Raw genomic sequence first — 22,513 nt, 5'->3', positions numbered from 1 at the left:
GCGACATGACCATCACGAGCGTCCTCGTAGCCAACCGCGGCGAAATCGCCCGACGCGTCTTCACGACCTGCTGTCAGGAAGGCATCGACACGGTCGCCGTCTTCTCCGACGCCGACGCGGATGCCCCGCACGTCCGCGATGCCGACGTTGCGGTCCATCTGCCCGGCACCGCGTCGGCGGACACCTATCTGCGCGGTGAGCTCGTGATCGCGGCCGCCGTCCAGACCGGCGCCGACGCCATCCACCCCGGTTACGGATTCCTCTCCGAGAACGCCGATTTCGCACAGCAGGTGCAGAACGCCGGACTGACGTGGATCGGACCGCCCGTCAAGGCGATCGAACTCATGGGCTCGAAGGTCGAGTCGAAGAAGATCATGTCCGACGCCGGCGTGCCGGTTCTCGACCGTCTGACTCCGGCGGACGTCACCGACGCCGACCTCCCGGTGCTCATCAAGGCCTCGGCGGGCGGTGGTGGTCGCGGCATGCGCGTCGTCCGCGAACTCGCGAAGCTCGACGAGGAGATCGAAGCCGCTGGGCGCGAGTCGCTGTCTGCATTCGGTGATGCGACGGTGTTCGTCGAACGCTACATCGAGACCGGGCGGCACATCGAAGTGCAGGTCATGGCCGACCGCCACGGGACCGTCTGGACCGTGGGCGAACGCGAATGCTCGATCCAGCGCAGGCACCAGAAGGTCGTCGAGGAGGCGCCGTCGCCACTCGTCGAACGCATCGACGGCATGCGGGACCGGTTGTTCGACGCCGCGCGAAAAGCAGCCGAGGCCATCGGCTACGAGGGTGCAGGCACCGTCGAGTTTCTCGCCGACGAGAAGGGCAACTTCTTCTTCCTGGAGATGAACACCCGCCTCCAGGTCGAGCATCCCGTCACCGAATGTACGACGGGACTCGACCTCGTCGCGCTGCAGATCAGCGTCGCGGCAGGGGATCCGTTGCCCACGGAACAGCCGTCGGCGCAGGGGCATTCGATCGAGGTCAGGCTCTACGCCGAGGACCCGGCCCAGGAGTGGCAGCCGCAGAGCGGACCGGTCCATCGGTTCGACATCCCCGGCAGGCACTTCGAAGTCCTGACCGCGTCGGGCATCCGCGTCGATTCGGGCGTCGAGAGTGGCAGCACGATCAGCACCCACTACGACCCCATGCTCGCCAAGGTCATCTCGTACGCACCCACGCGCGGTCAGGCCGCGAACCTTCTCGCGAAGTCCCTGTCTCGCGCCGTCATTCACGGGCCGACGACCAACCGCGACCTCCTCGTCGCGATCCTGCAGCACCCTGCGTTCCTGGCTGGCGACACCGACACGGCCTTCTTCGACACGCACGGCCTCGACATTCTGTCCCAGCCGATCGCGCAGGGGCGGGCAGTCCGGATGTCGGCACTCGCGGCGGCGTTGGCCGATGCGGCATCGAACCGCGACAGGGCGACGGTCAACAAGGGTCTGCCGAGCGGCTGGCGCAACCTCCCGTCGCAACCGCAGCGAAAACTGTACGGCGACATCACCGTCGAATACACCCTCGGCCGCTACGGGCTGAAGACGGACCAACTCGACGGCGTCACCCTCGTCGACTACACGCCGAACCGAGTCGTGCTCGACGACAACAAGATCCGTCGTACATTCCAGGTGAGCACGTACGGCTCGCACGTCTTCGTGGATTCACCGCTCGGCCCGGTGCGTCTCGAACGCACACCGCGCTTCGTCGACCCCACCGACGAAGTCGCGGCAGGTTCGTTGCTCGCGCCGATGCCGGGCAGCGTCGTCAGAGTTGCTGCAGCACAGGGTGACACCGTGACCGCAGGCCAGCCGATCCTCTGGCTCGAGGCCATGAAGATGGAACACACCGTGACTGCACCCGCGGACGGTGTGCTCACCGAACTGAACGTCAGTGCAGGTCAGCAAGTGGAAGTCGGGACGGTCTTGGCCGTTGTCAGTGAGGGAGAAGAATGAGCTTCATCGAAACCGACGAGCAGAAGGGCCTGCGCGCCGCGGTCTCGTCGCTGGGCAAGCGCTACAACTACGTCGACTACGTCCTACCGAAGGCTCGCAAGGGCGAACCACTGACCGAACTGTGGGGTGAGGCAAGCAAACTCGGCTTCCTCGGCGTCAACCTGCCGGAGGAGTACGGCGGCGGGGGTGCGGGCATCTACGAGCTCGCGCTCGTCCAGGAAGAACTCGCGGCACACGGTGCAGGTCTGCTGCTGGTCGTCGTCAGCCCTGCCATCTGCGGAACCATCATCGGCAAGTACGGCACCGACGAGCAGAAGCAGGCGTGGCTGCCTGCGCTGTCCGACGGGTCGAAGATCATGGCGTTCGGCATCACCGAGCCCGACGCCGGATCGAACTCGCACCAGATCACGACGACGGCTCGTCGAGATGGAAGCGACTGGATCCTTCGCGGCAGCAAGATCTACATCTCCGGCGTCGACCAGGCCGATGCGGTGCTGATCGTCGCCAGGACCGAGGACAGCAAGACAGGGAAGCTGAAGCCGGCGCTGTTCATCGTCCCGACCGATTCCGAGGGCTTCCAGAAGACCCGGATGGAGATGGACATCATCGAACCGGATCACCAGTTCACGCTGTTCCTCGACGACGTTCGACTGCCCGCGGACGCTCTCGTCGGTGAGGCCGACGCGGCCCTGATGCAGCTGTTCGCGGGACTGAACCCGGAGCGGATTCTCGGTGCGGCGATGGCCGTCGGGATGGGGCGTTACGCGCTCGATGCGGCCGTGAAGTACGCGAACGAGCGGACCGTCTGGAAGTCGCCCATCGGTGCGCATCAGGGCATCGCGCATCCACTCGCGCAGGTGAAGATCGAACTGGAACTGGCCAAGCTGATGATGCAGAAGGCCGCGGTCCTGTACGACAGTGGCGACGACTTCGGTGCAGCCGAGGCCGCCAACATGGCGAAATATGCTGCGGCAGAAGCAAGTATCAAGGCGCTCGATCAGGCCATCCAGACGCACGGCGGTGCAGGCCTCACCGAGGAGTACGGCCTGGCCGCGATGCTCGGTGCGGCTCGTATCGCCCGCGTCGCACCGGTGAGTCGCGAGATGATCCTGAACTTCGTGTCGCAGCACTCGCTCGGTCTGCCGAAGAGTTACTGATGGCAGTCACCAGTTCGACGGACAACTCCGTCACCACGCTGACACTCGATTCCCCGCACAACCGCAACGCCCTGTCGACGATCCTCGTCGACGAGCTCGAAGCCGGTCTGAAGGCCGCAGCCGACGACCCCGACGTGCGCGCGATCGTGCTCACCCATACGGGCGGCACGTTCTGTGCGGGGGCCGACCTGTCCGAGGCCGGGTCGTCGGTCGAGAGCAGGACGTCGCAGATGCTCGGCCTGTTGCGGCTGATCGTCGAGACCCCGAAACCGGTCGTCGGACAGATCGACGGACACGTGCGTGCCGGAGGTATGGGGCTCGTCGCCGCGTGTGACATCGCCGTCGCAGGCACTGCCGCCACCTTCGCGCTGACCGAGGCTCGGCTGGGACTGGCCGCGTCGATCGTGTCCCTGACGGTGTTGCCGCGACTGGACTCGCGCGCAGCCAGCCGGTACTTCCTGACCGGCGAGAAGTTCGGGGCACACGAGGCGGAAGCGATCGGGTTGATCAGCGAGGCCAGCTCGGATCCGGCGTCGACCGTCGTCGACATCCTGGGTTCGCTGAGACAGGCGTCGCCGCAGGGGCTGGCCGAGTCGAAATGGCTGACCACGCGGGCTGTTCTCGCCGGCTTCGACGCCCGCGGCGAGGAGCTCTCGGCCCATTCGGCGAGGCTGTTTGCATCGGACGAAGCGCGGGAGGGGATGATGTCCTTTCTGCAGAAGCGTCCGCCATCGTGGGCGGGAGTGAAGCCTACGGAATGACCGGATGGTCAGCCGCTAGACCGGGAGAGAAGTAGTACGAGATGGTGACGGCGCGTGAACCGAAGCAGGACCGCAGTAGAGCCACGCGCCAGCGGCTTCTCGAGGCGACGATCGATTCGCTGTCGGAACACGGCTGGGCCGCGACGACGGTAGGCGTCGTCGCCGAACGCGCGGGAGTCTCCCGCGGCGCGACGCAACACCACTTTCCGACGCGCGAGGACCTGATCACCGCGGCGCTGGACTCGATGTTCGACACGCGGATGGAAAACGCCCAGGCGGAAACGACTCCGGTGCCGCCGGGCCCGGAGCGGACGCAGGCCGTGGTCGAGCGGCTCGTCGAGTACTACACCGGACCGCAGTTCAAGGCCGCCCTGCAGGTGTGGACGGCCGCGGCCGCCGACCCCGAGATGCGCGCCCGGGTTCTACCTCTGGAGGAGAAGTTCGGCCGCGTCGCGCATCGAATGGCCGTCGCACACCTCGGTGCCGACGACTCCGATCCGCAGACGCACCGCCTCGTTCAAGCCACGCTGGATCTCGCGCGCGGCCTCGGACTTGCCGACGTGCTGAGCGACGACTCGCGTCGTCGCGCGGAGATCGTGCGGGCCTGGGCAGGCGTCCTCGACAGCTCGTTGAAGATTCGACAGGGTGAAATCGCTGTTCTGAACGGATGATTTCGACCGTTCGGCAAGCGGTGCGCATCTCGGCGTGATTCGCTTCGCTGGTGAACCAGGTACACAGAGGCCACATCTTCCACGTCGCCGGATCGCCCACGGTGCACGGCGCGACCGACGCGCTCGAGTACCTGGAGGACGGAGCGCTCGTCGTCGGCGGTGACGGACGCATCGTCTACTGCGGCGCGTTCGACGGATTGCCCGAGGACCACGAGAGCTGGAACGTCGTCGACCACCGCCCGGGCTTCCTCTTCCCCGGGTTCGTCGACACGCACGTCCACTTCCCGCAGACCTTCGCCGGCGACGCCTACGGCGGTGGCCAACTGCTCGAGTGGCTGAACGCGTGCATCTTCCCGTCGGAAAGCCTGTTCGCCGATCCGGACTTCGCGCGGGAAGCCGCCGTGAAGTTCTGCGATCGACGCATCGCGGCCGGTACGACGCAGGCGATGGTGTTCGGCTCGGCCTTCCCGCACGCGCAGGACGCACTGTTCGAGGAGACCAGGCGTCGAGGCCTGCGCGTCGTCAGCGGACGGGGAGTGCAGACCACCGGACCCGACTCGGCCGCAGCCCTGATCACCAGCGAAGACGATGCCGTACGACTCGTCACCGAGGAGATCGAGAAATGGCACGCCGCCGACACCGGGGACGTCCGCACGGCGACGTTGCATGTGGCCGTCGTGCCGAGGTTCTCGCTCGCGGTCACCACCGAGACGTTGAAGAACCTCGGTGAACTCTACGATTCCGTCCGCGACCGCGGCGTCTACTTCCACAGTCACCTCAACGAGAACGATCGGCCCGGCACCGGCGAAGTGGCGACGACGAAGGAGATGTACCAGGTCGACTCCTACCTCGACACGTACGACGGTAAGTTCCTTCCCGGATCCGCCGTCGGCGGCAAGAGCTTCCTCGGCCGGCGCAGCATCCTCGCGCACGCGGTCCACTGCCAGGACGTCGAGCTCGCTCGCATGGCCGAGACGGGCACCTCGATCTCGCACTGTCCGACGTCGCAGCAGTTCCTCGGTTCCGGAACGATGCCGTGGAAGCGAACCATCGCGTCCGGGGTCAACGTCGCCATCGGTTCCGACTTCGGCGGCGGTGACGAATTCCTGCTGGCCCGGGTTCTCGGCGACGCATTCAAGGTCCATATTTCCGAGGCGGGCGACGACGGCATCTCGATGCACCCGGCCGAGATGCTGTTCACCGGAACCCTGGCCGGCGCGCGGGCGCTCGACATGGAAGATCGCATCGGCAACTTCGACGACGGCAAGGAAGCGGACTTCGTCGTCGTCGACCCGCGGGCGTGGCCCCCGCTGCAGGGCGTGATCGACAACGGCGTGCGGTCCGACGACCCGACCATGGCTCGTGACCAGACGCTCTTCGCAGTGCTGATGGCCATGCGCGAACCTGCGATCACCGAGGTCTACGTGCAGGGTCGTCGGATCGACGTGACCTAGATGGCCGAGTCCGCGGCGACTGCCGTCAGTGTGTTCCGATCGAAAGGCGAGCACGACGGCTTCACTGCCTGGACTCGCACGATGCACGAGGCTGCAGCCACGAGCCCTGGGTTCCTGACTGCCACGGTGTCCACCCCGGTCGGAAGCGGATTCGACTGGGCTTCGTCGGTGTCGTTCGATTCCGAGAAGCATCTGCACGCCTGGCTCGACAGCGACGACCGCGCCGCGCTGCTGCACGCGGGGGAGAAGGATGGTCACACCCGCGTCAGCACGGACCTGCTGATCGTCGACGGGCACGCGCCGTCGACGGGAGTGGGCATCATCGCGCACGACGTCGTCGACGGTCGTCTGACGGACTTCCGCCGGTCGCAGGAGGAGCTGGTCGCGCTGAGTTCCGGCTTCTCCGGATTCGAGGGTGCGGTTCTGCTCGGGCCCGCGGACCCGAGCGACACCGAATGGATCTCGATACTGCGGTTCAGGACCGACCGTCAACTGTCCGAGTGGATGCAGTCCGACACCCGGTCCAAGGCCCTTCCCGAACTGCGTAGACACCTCGCGGGCGAGTTCTCGGTGATCACCCACAGCACGCCGTTCGGCTCGATCGTCCGAGTCGAGGACGGTCAGGCCAAGGTGACGCCGGACTGGAAGACGGCGATGCTCGTCCTGCTCGTGCTGTATCCGACGGTGATGACGCTGTCGCGGTTCGTCGGACCTCTGCTCGACGACGTCGGCGCACCCCCGTGGCTGTCGATGTGGCTGAGCCAGATCTGCAGCGTCGGGTTGATGACGTACTTCTTCATGCCTGCGGTCACCGGTTGGTTCCGTCGATGGCTCGACCCGATCGACGGGGCGTCGCGCAAGGTTTCGGTCGTCGGCGCGCTGGTGGTGATGGCCGTGTACGCGGCGACGCTGTCGCTGTTCGCGTCGGTGAAGTGGCTGCAGTTCTGGGACTACTTCGACTAGCACCCCTCGACTAAGGTGCCTGAACATGCGAGCGATCGTGGTTCTCGGCGTGGTACTCCTCGCGCTGTCGGCGGGATGCAGCAGAGGTGACGACGCGGCGGCTCCGTCCGCGACGACGGCGAGCGAGGACCCGGGCGCGGCAGGACCGTTCTTCGGTGCGTGCGGTTCGGTCACCGACGAGGAGGTTCGCAGCGCGTTCGCCGTTCCCGCGTTCACCGCCATCACCCGCAATTCCCTCGGGTGCGAGTGGGAGGTCGGTGGCTTCACCGGCCCGTCGATCAGTTTCTCGTGGTACCGCGGCAGCCCCATCGAGCGGGAGCGCGCAGGCTCGGAGCTGATCGGCCGCCCCGCCGAGAACATCGAGATCGACGGACACGACGGTTTCGCCGCGGCAACCGACAACTATCTGTGCGAGGTCGGCGTGCAGTACGGCAAGGACTTCATGCACTGGTCCGTCACGTACGGCGATCAACCGCCGACGGCCAGTCCGTGCGACGTCGCCGAACAGTTGGCGACGCTCGCCGCGGAGCGCGCGCAATGAGGCGCGCTCTGGCCGCCGCGAGCCTGCTGCTCCTCGCCGGATGCAGCACGACCGTGCAGGGCACCCCGACCGCGGCGACGTTCGACGGGTCGGGCAACCCGGATCTACGCAAACTGCTCACCGAATGCGACGCCGTCTCCGACGACCAGATCGCGAAGACCGTGGGTGGCGACGCCATCGCCCGCGCCTTCTTCGGAGCGATCTGTCGTTGGGACGTCGCGGGTCCGGCAGGCACGGTCAAGGTGTCGTTCAACTGGTTCGAGAACGGCTCGCTCGACGTCGAGCGACAGACGAACGAGCAGCTCGAGTACACCGTCGACGACATAACCGTGCAGGGCCGCAAGGCAATTCGGGTGCAGCCGCCAGGTGACCCCGCGTCGTGCGGCGTCAGTGCAGGGTCGCCGGACTCGGGCGTCGTCGGATGGTGGGTGCAGTATCAGCCGGGTTCGGCACACCCCGACCCGTGCGAGGCCGCGACGGCGTTGATGGACCTGACGATCAATCTGGCCCGGTAGCACAACCTGGGTCGTTTTGACCCGAGGCCGCGCCGCCGGGTATCGTTATGGGTCGTGTCCGGCCTGGCCGGTCCGTTTGTGTGCCTATGCGAGGTACAGCCGTGCGCCCGCTGATACGACAGCGAGCTCGGGCTGCACGTGTGGGGGTATGCGACACACCCGACCGCGGGGTGCAAGAGACCCGCGGTGGTTCCACTGGGTGAGGAGCAGTGTTCTCTTGCTCCAACTGCTAGATCCCTGAGTCTCGATCAAGTACGAGACTCGCGACACGAAGAAAGCCGGTTCATGCCAACTATCAACCAGCTGGTCCGTAAGGGTCGCACCGACAAGGTTGCGAAACTGAAGACCGCTGCCCTCAAGGGCAGTCCCCAGCGTCGTGGAGTGTGCACTCGCGTGTACACCACCACTCCGAAGAAGCCGAACTCCGCTCTGCGTAAGGTCGCGCGTGTGCGCTTGACCAGCTCGGTGGAGGTCACCGCCTACATCCCCGGTGAAGGCCACAACCTGCAGGAGCACTCGATGGTGCTCGTTCGCGGTGGTCGTGTGAAGGACCTCCCGGGTGTGCGCTACAAGATCATCCGCGGCTCGCTCGACACCCAGGGTGTCAAGAACCGCAAGCAGGCACGCAGCCGTTACGGCGCCAAGAAGGAGAAGAGCTAAATGCCACGCAAGGGCCCAGCACCCAAGCGGCCGCTGATCAACGACCCGGTCTACGGATCGCCGCTGGTCACGCAGCTCGTCAACAAGATCCTTCTCGACGGCAAGAAGTCCACCGCCGAGCGCATCGTCTACCAGGCGCTCGAGCAGGCTCGTGAGAAGACCGGCACCGACCCCGTCGTCACGCTCAAGCGTGCACTCGACAACGTCAAGCCGGCCCTCGAGGTCCGCAGCCGTCGCGTCGGTGGCGCCACCTACCAGGTGCCCGTCGAGGTTCGCCCCGGCCGCTCCACCACGCTGGCTCTGCGCTGGCTGGTCACCTTCTCGCGCGCTCGTCGTGAGAAGACCATGGTCGAGCGTCTGGCCAACGAGCTTCTCGACGCCAGCAACGGCCTCGGCGCCGCTGTGAAGCGTCGCGAGGACACCCACAAGATGGCTGAAGCCAACAAGGCGTTCGCGCACTACCGCTGGTGACTTCCGGCCGGAAGGACGTAGTGAAACTTTCTACGTCCTTCCGGCGTTAGACCTAGTACCTGGTCGGCATCATCACCTCCGAGCTCGACCAGCCCCACTTCTTCGACTTACAAGGCGGGATGAATTCCGTGGCACAGGACGTGCTGACCGACCTCAACAAGGTCCGCAACATCGGCATCATGGCCCACATCGATGCTGGTAAAACCACCACTACCGAACGCATCCTGTTCTACACCGGGGTGAACTACAAGATCGGTGAGACGCACGACGGCGCGTCGACCACCGACTGGATGGAGCAGGAGCAGGAGCGTGGCATCACGATCACGTCTGCTGCTGTGACCTGCTTCTGGAACCAGAACCAGATCAACATCATCGACACCCCCGGCCACGTCGACTTCACCGTCGAGGTCGAGCGTTCGCTGCGCGTCCTCGACGGCGCCGTTGCCGTGTTCGACGGCAAGGAAGGCGTCGAGCCGCAGTCGGAGCAGGTGTGGCGTCAGGCCGACAAGTACGACGTTCCGCGTATCTGCTTCGTCAACAAGATGGACAAGCTGGGCGCTGACTTCTACTTCACCGTCCAGACCATCAAGGATCGCCTCGGCGCGAAGCCGCTGGTCATCCAGCTCCCCATCGGTGCCGAGAACGACTTCGAAGGCATCGTCGACCTCGTCGAGATGAAGGCGAAGGTCTGGAGCGGCGAGACCAAGCTCGGTGAGAAGTACGAGGTTCAGGACATTCCTGCCGACCTTCAGGAGAAGGCCGAGCAGTACCGTCAGGAACTCCTCGAGACCGTCGCCGAGTCCGACGAAGCTCTGCTCGAGAAGTTCTTCGGTGGCGAAGACCTCTCCATCGAGGAGATCAAGGGCGCCATCCGCAAGATGACCGTCAACAGCGAGCTGTACCCGGTTCTCTGTGGCTCCGCGTTCAAGAACAAGGGCGTTCAGCCCATGCTCGACGCCGTCATCGACTACCTGCCGTCCCCCCTCGACGTCGAGTCGGTTCAGGGCCACGCAGTCGGCGACGAAGAGCAGGTCATCACGCGCAAGCCGTCCGCCGACGAGCCGTTCTCGGCTCTCGCGTTCAAGATCGCTGCGCACCCCTTCTTCGGCAAGCTGACCTACGTCCGCGTCTACTCGGGCAAGGTCGAATCCGGCGCTCAGGTCATCAACTCGACCAAGGGCAAGAAGGAGCGTCTGGGCAAGATCTTCCAGATGCACTCCAACAAGGAGAACGCAGTTCCGTCTGCTTCTTCCGGACACATCTACGCCGTGATCGGTCTGAAGGACACGACGACGGGTGACACCCTCTGCGATCCGCAGAACCAGGTGATCCTCGAGTCGATGACCTTCCCGGACCCGGTCATCGAGGTGTCGATCGAGCCGAAGACGAAGAGCGACCAGGAAAAGCTGGGAACGGCTATCCAGAAGCTCGCCGAAGAGGATCCGACCTTCTCGGTGAAGCTGGACGAGGACACCGGCCAGACCGTCATCGGCGGCATGGGCGAGCTCCACCTCGACATCCTGGTCGACCGCATGAAGCGTGAGTTCAAGGTCGAGGCCAACGTCGGTAAGCCGCAGGTCGCGTACCGCGAGACCATTCGCAAGAAGGTCGAGAAGCTCGACTACACGCACAAGAAGCAGACCGGTGGCTCGGGTCAGTTCGCGAAGGTCATCATCAGCCTCGAGCCTTTCGAGGGCGAAGACGGCGCGACCTACGAGTTCGAGAACAAGGTCACCGGTGGTCGTGTGCCGAGGGAGTACATTCCTTCGGTCGACGCCGGAGCTCAGGACGCCATGCAGTACGGCGTCCTCGCCGGATACCCGCTCGTCAACGTCAAGGTCACGCTGCTCGACGGCGCGTACCACGACGTCGACTCGTCGGAAATGGCCTTCAAGGTCGCCGGCTCACAAGCGTTCAAGGAAGCTGCAAAGAAGGCCGGCCCGGTCATTCTCGAGCCCGTCATGGCCGTCGAGGTCACGACACCCGAGGATTACATGGGTGAGGTCATCGGCGACCTGAACTCCCGCCGTGGTCAGATTCAGGCCATGGAGGAACGTAGCGGCGCACGTGTCGTCAAGGCACAGGTTCCGCTGTCGGAGATGTTCGGCTACATCGGAGACCTTCGGTCGAAGACTCAGGGCCGCGCTAACTACTCCATGGTGTTCGACTCCTACGCCGAGGTTCCCGCGAACGTCGCCAAGGAGATCATCGCGAAGGCGACCGGAGAATAATTCTCCGCGAGCTGGACACGCTGAATCAGTAACACCGCACGACCGAGCAGTTCAAAAGAACTGCGAAGACAACCGCACTGCTGCATAAGAAGCAAGCACCAACAGTCCAGGAGGACACACAGTGGCGAAGGCGAAGTTCGAGCGGACGAAGCCGCACGTCAACATCGGGACCATCGGTCACGTTGACCACGGCAAGACGACGCTGACTGCAGCAATCACCAAGGTTCTGCACGACAAGTTCCCGGACCTCAACGAGGCCTCGGCCTTCGACGAGATCGACAAGGCGCCTGAGGAGAAGGCTCGTGGTATCACGATCAACATCTCCCACGTCGAGTACCAGACCGACAAGCGCCACTACGCGCACGTCGACGCTCCGGGCCACGCCGACTACATCAAGAACATGATCACCGGTGCTGCCCAGATGGACGGCGCGATCCTGGTCGTGGCAGCAACCGACGGCCCGATGCCGCAGACGCGTGAGCACGTGCTCCTCGCCAAGCAGGTCGGCGTTCCGTACATCCTCGTCGCCCTGAACAAGGCCGACATGGTCGACGACGACGAGATCATCGAGCTCGTCGAGATGGAGGTCCGCGAGCTTCTCGCTGCGCAGGACTTCGACGAGGACGCACCGGTTGTCAAGGTCTCCGCACTGAAGGCACTCGAGGGTGACCCGAAGTGGGCCGAGAGCGTTGCAGAGCTCATGCAGGCTGTCGACGACTCCATCCCGGACCCGGTTCGTGAGACCGACAAGGCATTCCTCATGCCCGTCGAGGACGTCTTCACCATCACCGGTCGTGGAACCGTTGTCACCGGCCGTATCGAGCGTGGCGTGATCAACGTCAACGAAGAGGTCGAGATCGTCGGCATCCGCCCCGGATCGACCAAGACCACGGTCACCGGTATCGAGATGTTCCGCAAGCTGCTCGACTCGGGCCAGGCAGGCGACAACGTCGGTCTGCTCGTTCGTGGCATCAAGCGCGAAGACGTCGAGCGTGGCCAGGTCATCATCAAGCCCGGCACCACGACTCCCCACACGGAGTTCGAGGGCAACGCCTACATCCTGTCCAAGGATGAGGGTGGCCGCCACACGCCGTTCTTCAACAACTACCGCCCGCAGTTCTACTTCCGTACCACGGACGTTACGGGCGTCGTTACCCTCCCCGAGGGCACCGAGATGGTCATGCCCGGTGACAACACCGAGATGTCCGTCCAGCTGATCCAGCCGGTCGCCATGGACGAGGGCCTGCGTTTCGCTATCCGCGAGGGCGGTCGTACCGTCGGCGCCGGTCGCGTCACCAAGATCATCAAGTGATCTAGCTCCACCTGAGAAGCGCCCATCCCCTTCGGGGGGTGGGCGCTTTTTGTTGCGCTCGCTTTCGTGCGCTCGTTTCGGCATCGATGGCCCGCAGCATCCGATAGACGGTTGTCGTGGTCCATTCATGCGGCGGCGGGGGCGGATTCTGCGGCGCGGACCCCCTTACCGCGCACCTTTCAGTAGCTGCGCAGGTTGCAACCTGCGCGGTGGCTGGAACCTGCGCGGGTGGTGGTCAGAAGCCCTACGTCGGCATGCCCGAGCGATAGCGCGCACCTTTCAGCAGCTGCGCACGTTGCAACCTGCGCGTTCGCTGCAACCTGCGCGGGTGGCCGTGATTGCGCCCCGGACCCCCTTCCCGCGCACCTTTGAGCAGCTGCGCACGTTGCAACCTGCGCGGTGGCTGCAACCTGCGCGGGCGACGGTCGGACGCCCCACGTCGGCCTGTCCGAGGACTAGCGCGCCCCGGCATCCACGTGCACCTGCACGCGCAGGGCGACGGGGGCGTTCTCCAACGTGTCGGCGACGAACTCGGCCCGCGACTCGGCGACCCGGGTGAAGGCGTCGATGTCGACGTCGGGTGAGGTGTGGACCGTGACGGCGAGGGTCGGGACACCACGATCGTCGATGGCCCGACCCTCAGCGCTCACGACGCCCGGGAACGTCGCGAGGTCGGCTGCGACGCCCCGCGCCAGCGCGGCGAGGTCGACCCGCACCGCGAGGGAGTCGTCCGACGCGATTTGCACCGTCCCGGTTCGGCGCGGAGACAGGTTGCCGATCGATAGCACGAGCGCGACGACGGCCGTGATCACAGCAGTGGCAGCGAGCGCCACCTCCCACCAGTTCCGATTCGGGATGGACACGAAGATGTCTCGGTCGAATGTGGCGAACCTCTGCACCGCCCACGGAACATCGAAGTACCAGGCGAGCGCGAACGCTCCCGCGCACATCAGCGCCACTCCCAGCACTACGGCGAGAATGCGGTCGACTGCCGCCATCACACGCTTCACGAGCGCACGTCTTTCACCCGAACCTGAATCTTCCGCGGTTCGGCGAGCACCGCGACTGTCGGGGCCACGGCCTCACGCACCGAATTGCTGAGGGCGTCGTTGCCGTCACCGGCACGATGCACGTCGACGATGACCTTCTTGCGCGTGACGGTCGTGCGCGCGGAGTCCACTTCGGGCACCGAGCTGGCACGATCGCTGCACATGCGGGCGACATCGGTGGGACGCAGCCACACCATCGGTGACGACGACGTCGGAGATACCGCGCCCGCATGGGTTTTCGTGCGTGGCTTAAGTCCCAGCACGACGAGTACGACGCCGACGACAATCGATGCAACCGACGCCGCGACCATCCATGGCGCCCAACGTAATTGGGCAATCCAATCGATGCTGTTGTGAATCCACGGCGCTCCGCCGAGAGTGTCGTGCACGATCAAGAATTCACGGCCCGCGACGAACGCGACGCCGAGCAACGCGAACGCGATCACGACAGCGACGGGAAGCGCCGCGGGACTGGCCGTCGGCGGGCGCGGCCTCGGTACGACGACGTCACGCTCGGTCGCGCCGACGTGGTCACCGTCGTCACCGACCGTCGTTGCCGCGACCATCACGTTCAGCCGATGCAAGGGGAGCCCGACGATGCTGTCCAGAGTGCGGCTGACCTCGTCGTGAACCGACGCGGCCACCTCCGAGATGCGGCACGGCCACGCGAGCGCGACGTACAGATTCACCGACACCGATTCCTCGCCGACGGACACGTCGGCGCGGGGAAGATCGCGGCCGGTGAGCCGGGACATGCCTCCGACCTGCCGAACCACCGACGGAACCGTCAGCGCGGCGGCGACGGCGACACGCGCTACGGCTCGATCCTTGATGACGAGACTGCCGGGACCTCCGTTCGAGATCGCGCCGTCCGTGTCAACCACGGCCACGGCTGCGCAGCAACGACGTCAGGTCGAGCCGCCCGTCGAAGTGTGCCCCGACGGCGACACCGACAGCACCGAGGAACAGGGCGAGTACGAAACCACTGAACCCGCCGACGATGCCGGCGAGCGCGAGCAGCAGACCGGTCAGCAGTCCGACGATCGTGTAGTTCATGACTTGTCTCCAGGGAAGCGAACATCTTCGACGGTCACCGACACCGGCACCGTGATCAGAGGCTGCACGGCCGCTACTACACCGCGTGCCACCGCATGCACGTCGCTGGGATACTCGGCGGTGATGTGGACGTCGCATCCGTCCGCATGGATCCGAACGCCGACGACTTTGCGTCCGGGCAGATACGTCGCGATCTCACCGAACTCACCGCCGTTCAGCGCGACGACGCCTGCCACCGACAACGCGGCCGCAGCAACCGAGTCGGCGAGCTCGTGTTCCTGGACGACGCTCACTGGACGCGACGGACGTCAGGTTCGAGCGCCGCGTCGGCCTCGTCGAACAGCATGACGTCGTAGACGGTGATGTTGACTTCGGTGACCTCGAGGCCGGTCATCCGTTCGACGGCCGTGATGACGTTCCTACGGATGCCTGCTGCCAGCTCGTGCAGCGCGACGCCATACTCGGCGACGATGCCGATGTCGATGGCCGCCTGTTTCTCACCGACCTCGACCGCGACACCCTGGCTGTGGTTGACCCGAGCACCGGGGATGCGGTCACGCAGCGCGCCGACGACGCGCGCGGTGCCGCCACCGACGTCGTAGACGCCGTTGATCTCGCGCGTGGCGATGCCAGCGATCTTCGCGACGACGGCGTCGGCGATGATCGTTCGACCCTGCGTGGTGGTGAGCGCAGCGGAACTCGCGGAGGCGAAGCTGGGGTCAGTACTCATACGTTCGATCGTAGTGACTTCGGGCCCGACGCGGCGACGTAAACGCTGTCGGGACGTCCTGGCATACTGCGGCAGTGGTGAGTTTCTGCGTGTCGTCGTCGGTGGGTCCCGCATGACCGGGTCGCTGCTCACGGCCGCGGACATCTCCGACGCCGAGGCACTCCTCGGCCCGGTGATGCGGCGAACGCCGGTCGTCGCGTCACGGATTCTGTCCGATCTGACCGGACACGACGTGCGTCTCAAGTGCGAAAATCTGCAACGCACAGGGTCGTTCAAGCCCCGCGGTGCGTACAACCGCATCGCACGTCTCGACGCGTCGGAACGCCGCAACGGGGTCGTTGCGGCGAGCGCAGGCAATCACGCGCAAGGAGTAGCCTGGGCGGCAACGGAATTGGGCATTCCGTCGACGGTGTTCATGCCGACCGGGGTGTCGCTGCCGAAACTCGTCGCCACGAAGGCGTACGGGGCCGACGTGCAACTCGTCGGCCATACCGTCGACGAGGCGCTCGTCCACGCGCACGAATTCGCCGAGCGAACCGGCGCGGTGTTGATCCATCCGTTCGATCACGCGGATATCGTTGCGGGACAAGCAACGTTGGGTACCGAGCTACTCGCGCAGATGCCGGACGTCGGCACCGTCGTCGTACCGACGGGAGGCGGGGGACTGCTCGCGGGTGTCACCGCGGCGATGCGCCTGCACAAGCCGTCGGTGCGGATCATCGGGGTCCAGGCCGAGGGTGCCGCGGCATGGCCGGCCTCGCTCGACGCAGGACACCCGGTCGCGGCGGGGTCGATGTCGACGATGGCCGACGGCATCGCTGTCGGACTGCCGGGCAGTGTGCCCTTCGAGCATGTGGTGAACCAGGTCGACGACATCGTGACCGTCTCCGAGGACGCGCTGTCGAGAGCGTTGCTGATGTGTATCGAACGCGCCAAGCTCATCGTCGAGCCTGCCGGTGCCGCTGCCGTCGCCGCTCTGATGACACGCGACGACCTCGCGCTGGACGGGCCGGTCTGCGCAGTGCTGTCCGGCGGCAACATCGACCCACTGCTGCTGACGCACGTCATCACGCACGGTTTGCGCGCCGCGGGTCGGTATCTTGCTGTGCGCGTGACCATCTCGGACCGGCCCGGTGGTCTGCTCGATTTGCTCGGCGTCGTCAAGGATCTCGGCGCGAGCGTCGTCGACGTCGTGCATTCACGCACCGGCGGGCAACTCGGACTCGACGAGGTCGAGGTCATGCTGACCGTCGAGACCCGCGGACCCGAACACCGGCAGGAGATGCTCGACGCGTTCGAGTCGGCGGGATACACGGTTCGCGCTTAGCCCGCGCGTGTCGGTCCGAGACCGTAAGGTGACCGCGGTGCGAGCGACGTGGGGGCCGTTCACGAGGAAACTTCTTCAGGACAGCAGGTGTCCGCGGCACCGATTAATGTTCGACGCGTTCCGAGTCTGCAGTACGGATGCATCACAGGAATGGGGTTACACACCATGGCACATGCCATCGAAGTCGAAGATCTAGTACTGGAGTACGGGAAGAACACCGCGCTCGCCGGGATCAGCTTCACCGTCCCCGAGGGCACCGTCCTCGGCGTTCTCGGTCCCAACGGGGCCGGAAAGACGACGGCCGTTCGTATTCTCGCGACCTTGTTGAAGGCGACGTCGGGCACCGCCCGCGTCCACGGCGTCGACGTGGGGGAGCACCCGAACGAGGTCCGCAAGACCATCGGACTCACGGGCCAGTTCGCTGCCGTCGACGAATACCTGACGGGCTACGAGAATCTCGAGATGGTCGGGCGGCTGTTCGGTCTGAAGAAGGCCGAGGCACGTCGCCGCGCCGACGAGCTACTCGAACGATTCGATCTCGAATACGCACGCGACCGGACTGCGAAGCAGTATTCGGGCGGTATGCGTCGTCGACTCGACATCGCGGCCAGTCTCATCGGGCGGCCGAAGGTCGTGTTTCTCGACGAGCCCACCACGGGCCTCGACCCGCGCAGCCGAATTGCCATGTGGGAGTTCATCGCCGACCTCGTGAAGGACGGCACCACCATTCTGCTGACCACGCAGTACCTCGAAGAAGCGGACCGGCTGGCCGACTCGATCATCGTGCTCGACAAAGGATCGATCATCGCCAGGGGCACGGCCGACCAGCTCAAGGAACAGGTCGGCGGCGAGCGACTCGAATTCGTGCTCATCGACCCGGCCGACCGCGAGCGCGCCGAGCAGATCCTGACGCCGATCGGCGTCGACACCCCGGTGTACGACGAGCAGGCGCGTCGCCTCGCCGTGTCCGTGGGCGACGGCGCCGACGACCTGACCACCGCTCTCGTTCAGCTGAAGGACGCCGGAGTCAAGGTGGTGGACGTCGGATTGCGACGGCCCAATCTCGACGACGTGTTTCTCACGCTCACCGGCCATGTCACCGAGGCCGACGCACCCGTGGAGGAAGCGAAATGACCGTCGCACACGATTCGCTGATCGTCACCAAACGAAATTTGATCAAGCTCAAGCGGGTTCCCGACCTGCTGTTCTTCGCGACGCTGTCGCCCATCATGTTCGTGCTGCTGTTCGCGTACGTCTTCGGCAGTGCCATCGACGTTCCCGGGGTCGACTACAAGAGCTTCCTCATGGGCGGCATCTTCGTACAGACCATGATCTTCGGGGCATCGATCACCGGATCGTCGCTCGCGGAGGATCTGCAGAAGGGCGTCATGGACCGGTTCCGATCGCTCCCGATGGCCAGGTCGGCCGTCGTGATCGGTCGGACGGCAGCCGACGTCGGCAACAACATCGTGACCATCACGATCATGTCGATCACCGGACTCATCGTCGGGTGGCGCATCACGTCGTCGTTCTTCGAAGCAGTCGCCGGGTACGTTCTGCTGCTGCTGTTCGCGTACTCGATCTCGTGGGTCATGGCCTTCGTCGGATTGACGGTGCGGTCGCCGGAGATCTTCAACAACGCGTCGTTCATCGTGATCTTCCCGCTGACGTTCATCGCCAACACGTTCGTGCCGATCGACGGTTTCCCGACGGTCCTGAAGACGATCGCGGAGTGGAATCCGATCTCGGCCGTCACCCAGGCGGTGCGTGAACTGTTCGGGAACACCAACCCGATGGTTCCGCCGCCGGATGTCTGGCCGCTCCAGAACCCGGTGCTCTACACGTTGATCTGGGTCGTGCTGTTCCTGGTGATCTTCGTGCCGTTGTCGGTGCGCAAGTACGAGCGGACCCTGACCGCCTGATCTCGTACCTCATTGGGTGGCAAGGGTTTCCGACAGGAAGTCGAGCGTCTCCGTCCACGCCCGTCGCTGGCCTTTGGCCGTGCCGGCGGGCGTGCCTCCGGACACGATGAAGTTGTTGCGGTCCACGGTCGTCGGCGTTGCCGGCGGCCGGAGGAAATGGCCCGCGTTCGGCAACACGAGAAGTCGGTCGGTGTCACGATGGCGTCGCGCGATCAGCGCTCGCGCCATCCGATCCGCCGGGTACGACGCGTCCGCGACGCCCGCGATCGCGAGCATCGGCGCATCGATCTTCTCCACCGGAATGACGGCCCGAGCGACGGCCTCGTCGTCGCGCAGGCCTGCGGAGTAGGCGGGTCGCAGTGACAGAGCGCGCGACGTCGGCGACGGCGAGAACAGCCGTCCGACGGTTCTCTTCACGATCTGCCCGACGAGTCTCTCGGCGCGAATCGGCATGTACGGCAACGGTTCACCCGCCTCGGTCAGCGACGACGCCCGCGGCGGCGGCCCGGTGTCGGACAGCGCCTGAAGAACGACGTGTGTCGGCGCGAGCGCGACGACCGAGCGCACGGTCAGCTCGGGTGTGCGGGCAAGGGTGGACAAGGCAACGGAGGCGCCCACCGACGCGGCGTGCAGCGCGATGCGGTCGGCGTCGACGCGTTCGTGCGACGCGAAGGCCGCGATCCCGGCAGCCACTGCTTCGATCGGAATGGACTCGAAGGCGTCGGGCAGCCCGGGTTCTCCCATGTAGGACAGGACGGCGCTGACGTAACCGTGCGACGCGAGCAATGCCGCGGTCGGCGTCGAGGGTCGGGCGCCCATCGTGCCGGGCAGCAGCAGAACTCCCGCGGTGACGTCCTCGCTCGTGTCCGGCAGGTAGACACGCAGACGCCACCCCTTTCCGGCGTGGTCCTCGCGCACGACGTCGTCGCCCCAGCTGCGACGGATCGTCGTGCTCGACGAACCCTCGTGAGCGTGTACGGAGACGCGGTAGTCGAGGCCTGCTTCGGAGCCGACGAACGTCACCGGTGCGACGCCCTCGTCGACGAACTGCATGTTCCACCACGGGCGATCCGGGTCGGCCATCTTCAGCCGCCCGTCGGCGTCGATGTCGTAGTCCTGATGGGACACCCAGTGGTGACCGTCGTCGTCGACGGTGGCGACGTCGAGATGGACCGGCAGACCCGGTCGGACGCCGTGAACGCGAAAGACCGTGGGGCTGTCGATGGGCCCGGAAACCGGGTCCACCTGCAGTGATACGGGCTCCATCGGTCAAGTGTGCGCCGCGTCTCGCGCCGGTGTCGGCCGTATAACGCAAAAAGCCCCACCCTGGCGGGTGGGGCTTTCGGCTGGAGCGGGCTTACTCGTGGTACGGCTCCGCGCTGAGCAGCGTGACCTTCATGGTCTTGCCGTTGGGCAGCGTGTACTCACGGGTGTCACCGACCTTCGCGTCGATGAGGGCACCGCCGAGGGGCGAGCTGGGGGAGTAGACCTCCAGCTTGCCGTTGCGTGCACCTTCTTCGCGCGTGGCGATGAGGAACGTTTCGGTATCGGACTCGTCGCCGTCGTAGTAGACCTTCACGACGGATCCGGGCAGCGCGACGCCGGACTGGGTAGGTGCTTCACCGACCTTGGCGGAGTTCAACAGCTCCTGCAGCTGGCGAATGCGAGCTTCCTGCTGGCCCTGCTCCTCGCGCGCAGCGTGGTATCCGCCGTTCTCTTTCAGATCGCCCTCTTCGCGTCGCTCGTTGATCTCGGCGGCGATGACCGGACGATTGGAAATGAGTTGGTCGAGTTCGCTCTTGAGCCTGTCATGTGACTCCTGGGTGAGCCAGGTCACCTGCGTCTCGGTCATCTCGATCACTCCCTTGTAAGTCGAAGCCGCAGCGGGCTTCTGGTGTGCCTGCGGACGGACGCGCGAGCGCTGACGAACGCATCGATCCACGAGGCTCTTGTCTGTCGGAGTCCCCCCGGATCGGTCCGCTCAATCGACCGTCAATGCAGCAATACACGGCCCCAGTGCGGAACCGTGTACGGGTAGATGTTACCACGAGCAGGCGTTCGGTCAGCTTCCACGTAAATATTGCGGAACATTCAGACTGCACCCGTAGACATCGCCGACGGCCGGTGGTTGCGACGTCTTGACCTCGGAGACCACCTCGACCTCGCGGTCCGCCGATCCCGGAACGAGTACCTCGCGTCGGCCCGTCTCGGATCCGTCACGAGACCTGGCGCGGACGATACAGACGGCTTCCTGATCGGGGTGGGCACGCGTGACGCTGAAGCGAATCGACACCGTTTCGTCGTCGAGCAGATCGAATGCCAGCGCGGTTCCTTCGACGTCCTTGACGGAGAAACGCTGGTAGGCGACGAACGCAACCCCGAGTCCGATCACAACCGCGAGCGCGATCACGGCCAGCTTGACGCCTCGGCCGATACTGCGATGCGTCGACCTCGGATACCGGCCTTCGGGGAGCGTGGCAGTCATTCGAGCGTCTCTCGGTGGATCGGATTGTTTCTTCGGCAGCCGGTGCAAGTGTTGTCGGCGTCAGGTGGAACTATAGGGGCAGGTTCCAAGCAGGCGACGCTGAGGTGAGGAAAGAACGTGTCCGGACTACGGCTCATGGCTGTGCACGCCCATCCCGACGACGAGTCGAGCAAGGGCGCGGCGACGATGGCTCGGTACGCGGCCGAGGGAAACGACGTTCTCGTCGTCACGCTGACCGGAGGCGAGCGAGGAGACATCCTCAATCCGGCGATGGACATTCCCGGAATCCACGAGCGCATCCAAGAGGTGCGACGCGAGGAGATGGCCGAGGCGGCACGGATCCTCGGCGTGCAGCAGACCTGGCTCGGATTCGTCGACTCGGGACTTCCCGAGGGCGACCCGCTGCCGCCGCTGCCCGAGGGGTGTTTCGCTCTCGTCCCGCTCGAGGAATCCACCGAAGCGCTGGTCAAGGTCGTCCGCGAGTTCAAGCCGCACGTGATGACCACGTACGACGAGAAGGGCGGATACCCGCACCCCGACCACATCCGGTGCCACGAAGTGTCCGTCGCCGCATTCGAGGCAGCGGGTGACCCGGAGAAGTTCCCGGACGCGGGCGAGCCGTGGACGCCGCTCAAGCTCTACTACTCGCACGGCTTCCTGCGTAAGCGGATGCAGCTGTTCCACGACTGGTTCATCGACCGCGGCGAGGAAAGCCCCTTCGTCGATTGGCTGAAGCGGTGGACCACCGATCGCGACGAGATCATGGAACGCATCACCACGCAGGTGACCGTCGGCGACTACTTCGAACAGCGCGACGACGCCCTGCGCGCCCATGCCACGCAGATCGATCCGAACGGTTCGTTCTTCGCCGTGCCGGTCGACGTGCAACGTAAACTGTGGCCTACCGAGGAATACGAACTCGCACGCACCCGCGTGAAGACGTCGATCCCCGAAACCGATTTGTTCGCCGGTATCGATCCCGAGGACGCCTGAGTGATCATCTCCATCTTGGCGCAGCAGCCGACCGGGCCGGAGTTCGGTAAGTCGTCTCCGGTCGGTCTGGTGATCATCGTCGCGCTTCTCGTCGGCACCGCGTTCCTCATCTGGTCGATGAACAAACAGATCAAGAAGCTTCCGGAATCCTTCGAGAAGGACGATCCGGGTGCCGACCGGGAATTCGACGAGGGCACCGACCGCGGTGCCGTTCGAGACACCGACCGGACCGAGACCGAACCTCGCGACAGCTGACG

Annotated in this window: 25 protein-coding genes; 17 read left to right on the top strand and 8 right to left on the bottom strand. The window is 65.3% G+C overall.

The window, feature by feature from the left end; genetic code table 11:
• Positions 1-5: 5 nt before the first annotated feature.
• The 12 genes from HQ354_RS10350 to tuf all read left to right on the top strand — a co-directional run bounded on the left by HQ354_RS10350 (position 6) and on the right by tuf (position 12,694).
• Positions 6-1,958 carry a biotin carboxylase N-terminal domain-containing protein gene (locus HQ354_RS10350; RefSeq protein ID WP_222634942.1) on the top strand — a complete coding sequence of 651 codons (1,953 nt, stop codon included), beginning with the start codon at positions 6-8 and terminating at the stop codon, positions 1,956-1,958.
• Positions 1,955-3,115 (top strand): acyl-CoA dehydrogenase family protein, encoded by a 1,161-nt coding sequence (locus tag HQ354_RS10345; protein ID WP_068427787.1) that lies wholly within the window; start codon positions 1,955-1,957, stop codon positions 3,113-3,115. Before HQ354_RS10350 ends, HQ354_RS10345 begins: the two co-directional genes overlap by 4 nt.
• Complete coding sequence (locus HQ354_RS10340; RefSeq protein ID WP_222634941.1) at positions 3,115-3,876, top strand: enoyl-CoA hydratase family protein; 762 nt, start codon at positions 3,115-3,117, stop codon at positions 3,874-3,876. The genes HQ354_RS10345 and HQ354_RS10340 overlap by 1 nt, the downstream gene beginning before the upstream one ends.
• Before the next feature lie 41 nt (positions 3,877-3,917).
• A complete protein-coding gene (locus tag HQ354_RS10335; RefSeq protein ID WP_167674883.1) occupies positions 3,918-4,547 on the top strand; it encodes a TetR/AcrR family transcriptional regulator in 630 nt (209 codons plus the stop codon).
• 47 nt (positions 4,548-4,594) lie between these two features.
• Complete coding sequence (locus HQ354_RS10330) at positions 4,595-6,001, top strand: guanine deaminase (RefSeq protein WP_206030422.1); 1,407 nt, start codon at positions 4,595-4,597, stop codon at positions 5,999-6,001.
• Positions 6,002-6,964 (top strand): antibiotic biosynthesis monooxygenase, encoded by a 963-nt coding sequence (locus tag HQ354_RS10325; RefSeq protein ID WP_068427795.1) that lies wholly within the window; start codon positions 6,002-6,004, stop codon positions 6,962-6,964.
• Positions 6,965-6,989: 25 nt separating this feature from the next.
• Positions 6,990-7,505: a DUF3558 domain-containing protein gene (locus HQ354_RS10320; protein ID WP_222634940.1), complete on the top strand. Its 516-nt coding sequence runs from the start codon at positions 6,990-6,992 to the stop codon at positions 7,503-7,505.
• Complete coding sequence (locus tag HQ354_RS10315) at positions 7,502-8,020, top strand: DUF3558 domain-containing protein (protein ID WP_222634939.1); 519 nt, start codon at positions 7,502-7,504, stop codon at positions 8,018-8,020. The genes HQ354_RS10320 and HQ354_RS10315 overlap by 4 nt, the downstream gene beginning before the upstream one ends.
• Before the next feature lie 285 nt (positions 8,021-8,305).
• The gene (gene rpsL, locus HQ354_RS10310; protein ID WP_008714048.1) at positions 8,306-8,680 is read left to right on the top strand and encodes a 30S ribosomal protein S12; all 375 of its coding nucleotides are present in this window, start codon (positions 8,306-8,308) and stop codon (positions 8,678-8,680) included.
• Positions 8,681-9,151: a 30S ribosomal protein S7 gene (rpsG, locus tag HQ354_RS10305; protein WP_003941856.1), complete on the top strand. Its 471-nt coding sequence runs from the start codon at positions 8,681-8,683 to the stop codon at positions 9,149-9,151.
• A gap of 128 nt (positions 9,152-9,279) precedes the next feature.
• Positions 9,280-11,382, top strand: coding sequence for an elongation factor G (gene fusA / locus HQ354_RS10300; protein ID WP_167674875.1), 2,103 nt, complete (start codon positions 9,280-9,282; stop codon positions 11,380-11,382).
• A gap of 121 nt (positions 11,383-11,503) precedes the next feature.
• The gene (tuf, locus tag HQ354_RS10295) at positions 11,504-12,694 is read left to right on the top strand and encodes an elongation factor Tu (protein WP_068427803.1); all 1,191 of its coding nucleotides are present in this window, start codon (positions 11,504-11,506) and stop codon (positions 12,692-12,694) included.
• 455 nt (positions 12,695-13,149) lie between these two features.
• On the opposite strand, the gene HQ354_RS10290 is transcribed toward tuf, so the two are convergent.
• The 5 genes from HQ354_RS10290 to HQ354_RS10270 are packed head-to-tail and all read right to left on the bottom strand — an operon-like array spanning position 13,150 to position 15,529.
• Positions 13,150-13,704, bottom strand: coding sequence for a hypothetical protein (locus HQ354_RS10290; RefSeq protein WP_308115209.1), 555 nt, complete (start codon positions 13,702-13,704; stop codon positions 13,150-13,152).
• Positions 13,701-14,627, bottom strand: coding sequence for a DUF6286 domain-containing protein (locus HQ354_RS25880; RefSeq protein WP_308115208.1), 927 nt, complete (start codon positions 14,625-14,627; stop codon positions 13,701-13,703). Before HQ354_RS25880 ends, HQ354_RS10290 begins: the two co-directional genes overlap by 4 nt.
• Positions 14,620-14,799 carry a DUF2273 domain-containing protein gene (locus HQ354_RS10280; RefSeq protein WP_068427807.1) on the bottom strand — a complete coding sequence of 60 codons (180 nt, stop codon included), beginning with the start codon at positions 14,797-14,799 and terminating at the stop codon, positions 14,620-14,622. Before HQ354_RS10280 ends, HQ354_RS25880 begins: the two co-directional genes overlap by 8 nt.
• Positions 14,796-15,092: a hypothetical protein gene (locus tag HQ354_RS10275; RefSeq protein ID WP_167674871.1), complete on the bottom strand. Its 297-nt coding sequence runs from the start codon at positions 15,090-15,092 to the stop codon at positions 14,796-14,798. The genes HQ354_RS10280 and HQ354_RS10275 overlap by 4 nt, the downstream gene beginning before the upstream one ends.
• A complete protein-coding gene (locus tag HQ354_RS10270) occupies positions 15,089-15,529 on the bottom strand; it encodes an Asp23/Gls24 family envelope stress response protein (RefSeq protein ID WP_068427812.1) in 441 nt (146 codons plus the stop codon). The genes HQ354_RS10275 and HQ354_RS10270 overlap by 4 nt, the downstream gene beginning before the upstream one ends.
• A gap of 112 nt (positions 15,530-15,641) precedes the next feature.
• Between HQ354_RS10270 and ilvA the strand changes: the two genes are divergently transcribed.
• From ilvA to HQ354_RS10255, 3 genes are all read left to right on the top strand, one after another.
• The gene (gene ilvA, locus HQ354_RS10265) at positions 15,642-16,856 is read left to right on the top strand and encodes a threonine ammonia-lyase (RefSeq protein ID WP_068427816.1); all 1,215 of its coding nucleotides are present in this window, start codon (positions 15,642-15,644) and stop codon (positions 16,854-16,856) included.
• Between the two features lie 165 nt (positions 16,857-17,021).
• On the top strand, positions 17,022-17,990 hold the full coding sequence (locus HQ354_RS10260; protein WP_068427817.1) for an ATP-binding cassette domain-containing protein: 969 nt from the start codon (positions 17,022-17,024) through the stop codon (positions 17,988-17,990).
• Positions 17,987-18,778 carry an ABC transporter permease gene (locus tag HQ354_RS10255; protein WP_068427820.1) on the top strand — a complete coding sequence of 264 codons (792 nt, stop codon included), beginning with the start codon at positions 17,987-17,989 and terminating at the stop codon, positions 18,776-18,778. Before HQ354_RS10260 ends, HQ354_RS10255 begins: the two co-directional genes overlap by 4 nt.
• A gap of 9 nt (positions 18,779-18,787) precedes the next feature.
• On the opposite strand, the gene HQ354_RS10250 is transcribed toward HQ354_RS10255, so the two are convergent.
• From HQ354_RS10250 to HQ354_RS10240, 3 genes are all read right to left on the bottom strand, one after another.
• Positions 18,788-20,044 (bottom strand): acyl-CoA thioester hydrolase/BAAT C-terminal domain-containing protein, encoded by a 1,257-nt coding sequence (locus HQ354_RS10250; RefSeq protein ID WP_167674865.1) that lies wholly within the window; start codon positions 20,042-20,044, stop codon positions 18,788-18,790.
• Between the two features lie 91 nt (positions 20,045-20,135).
• On the bottom strand, positions 20,136-20,630 hold the full coding sequence (gene greA, locus HQ354_RS10245) for a transcription elongation factor GreA (RefSeq protein WP_068429008.1): 495 nt from the start codon (positions 20,628-20,630) through the stop codon (positions 20,136-20,138).
• Positions 20,631-20,840: 210 nt separating this feature from the next.
• Positions 20,841-21,263 carry a DUF4307 domain-containing protein gene (locus HQ354_RS10240; RefSeq protein WP_068427824.1) on the bottom strand — a complete coding sequence of 141 codons (423 nt, stop codon included), beginning with the start codon at positions 21,261-21,263 and terminating at the stop codon, positions 20,841-20,843.
• 117 nt (positions 21,264-21,380) lie between these two features.
• Here HQ354_RS10240 and mca point away from each other — a divergent pair, with 117 nt between their 5' ends.
• The gene (mca, locus tag HQ354_RS10235) at positions 21,381-22,256 is read left to right on the top strand and encodes a mycothiol conjugate amidase Mca (protein ID WP_174551444.1); all 876 of its coding nucleotides are present in this window, start codon (positions 21,381-21,383) and stop codon (positions 22,254-22,256) included.
• Positions 22,257-22,511 (top strand): hypothetical protein, encoded by a 255-nt coding sequence (locus HQ354_RS10230; RefSeq protein WP_068427830.1) that lies wholly within the window; start codon positions 22,257-22,259, stop codon positions 22,509-22,511.
• Positions 22,512-22,513: the final 2 nt, after the last annotated feature.

The organism is Rhodococcus sp. BP-261, from assembly GCF_019835205.1.
GTDB lineage: Bacteria > Actinomycetota > Actinomycetes > Mycobacteriales > Mycobacteriaceae > Rhodococcoides > Rhodococcoides kyotonensis_B.
The sequence above is the reverse complement of the archived record's forward strand: the minus strand, read 5'-3'. Positions and strand labels throughout refer to the sequence as shown.

Excerpts from the sequence above, each read along its gene's own strand:
- HQ354_RS10350 (WP_222634942.1), top strand. The coding sequence starts at position 6 with ATGACCATCACGAGCGTCCTCGTAGCCAACCGCGGCGAAATCGCCCGA.
- HQ354_RS10345 (WP_068427787.1), top strand. The coding sequence starts at position 1,955 with ATGAGCTTCATCGAAACCGACGAGCAGAAGGGCCTGCGCGCCGCGGTC.
- HQ354_RS10340 (WP_222634941.1), top strand. The coding sequence starts at position 3,115 with ATGGCAGTCACCAGTTCGACGGACAACTCCGTCACCACGCTGACACTC.
- HQ354_RS10335 (WP_167674883.1), top strand. The coding sequence starts at position 3,918 with ATGGTGACGGCGCGTGAACCGAAGCAGGACCGCAGTAGAGCCACGCGC.
- HQ354_RS10325 (WP_068427795.1), top strand. The coding sequence starts at position 6,002 with ATGGCCGAGTCCGCGGCGACTGCCGTCAGTGTGTTCCGATCGAAAGGC.
- HQ354_RS10320 (WP_222634940.1), top strand. The coding sequence starts at position 6,990 with ATGCGAGCGATCGTGGTTCTCGGCGTGGTACTCCTCGCGCTGTCGGCG.
- HQ354_RS10315 (WP_222634939.1), top strand. The coding sequence starts at position 7,502 with ATGAGGCGCGCTCTGGCCGCCGCGAGCCTGCTGCTCCTCGCCGGATGC.
- rpsL (WP_008714048.1), top strand. The coding sequence starts at position 8,306 with ATGCCAACTATCAACCAGCTGGTCCGTAAGGGTCGCACCGACAAGGTT.
- rpsG (WP_003941856.1), top strand. The coding sequence starts at position 8,681 with ATGCCACGCAAGGGCCCAGCACCCAAGCGGCCGCTGATCAACGACCCG.
- HQ354_RS10280 (WP_068427807.1), bottom strand. The coding sequence starts at position 14,799 with ATGAACTACACGATCGTCGGACTGCTGACCGGTCTGCTGCTCGCGCTC.
- HQ354_RS10270 (WP_068427812.1), bottom strand. The coding sequence starts at position 15,529 with ATGAGTACTGACCCCAGCTTCGCCTCCGCGAGTTCCGCTGCGCTCACC.
- ilvA (WP_068427816.1), top strand. The coding sequence starts at position 15,642 with ATGACCGGGTCGCTGCTCACGGCCGCGGACATCTCCGACGCCGAGGCA.
- HQ354_RS10260 (WP_068427817.1), top strand. The coding sequence starts at position 17,022 with ATGGCACATGCCATCGAAGTCGAAGATCTAGTACTGGAGTACGGGAAG.
- HQ354_RS10255 (WP_068427820.1), top strand. The coding sequence starts at position 17,987 with ATGACCGTCGCACACGATTCGCTGATCGTCACCAAACGAAATTTGATC.
- HQ354_RS10250 (WP_167674865.1), bottom strand. The coding sequence starts at position 20,044 with ATGGAGCCCGTATCACTGCAGGTGGACCCGGTTTCCGGGCCCATCGAC.
- greA (WP_068429008.1), bottom strand. The coding sequence starts at position 20,630 with ATGACCGAGACGCAGGTGACCTGGCTCACCCAGGAGTCACATGACAGG.
- HQ354_RS10240 (WP_068427824.1), bottom strand. The coding sequence starts at position 21,263 with ATGACTGCCACGCTCCCCGAAGGCCGGTATCCGAGGTCGACGCATCGC.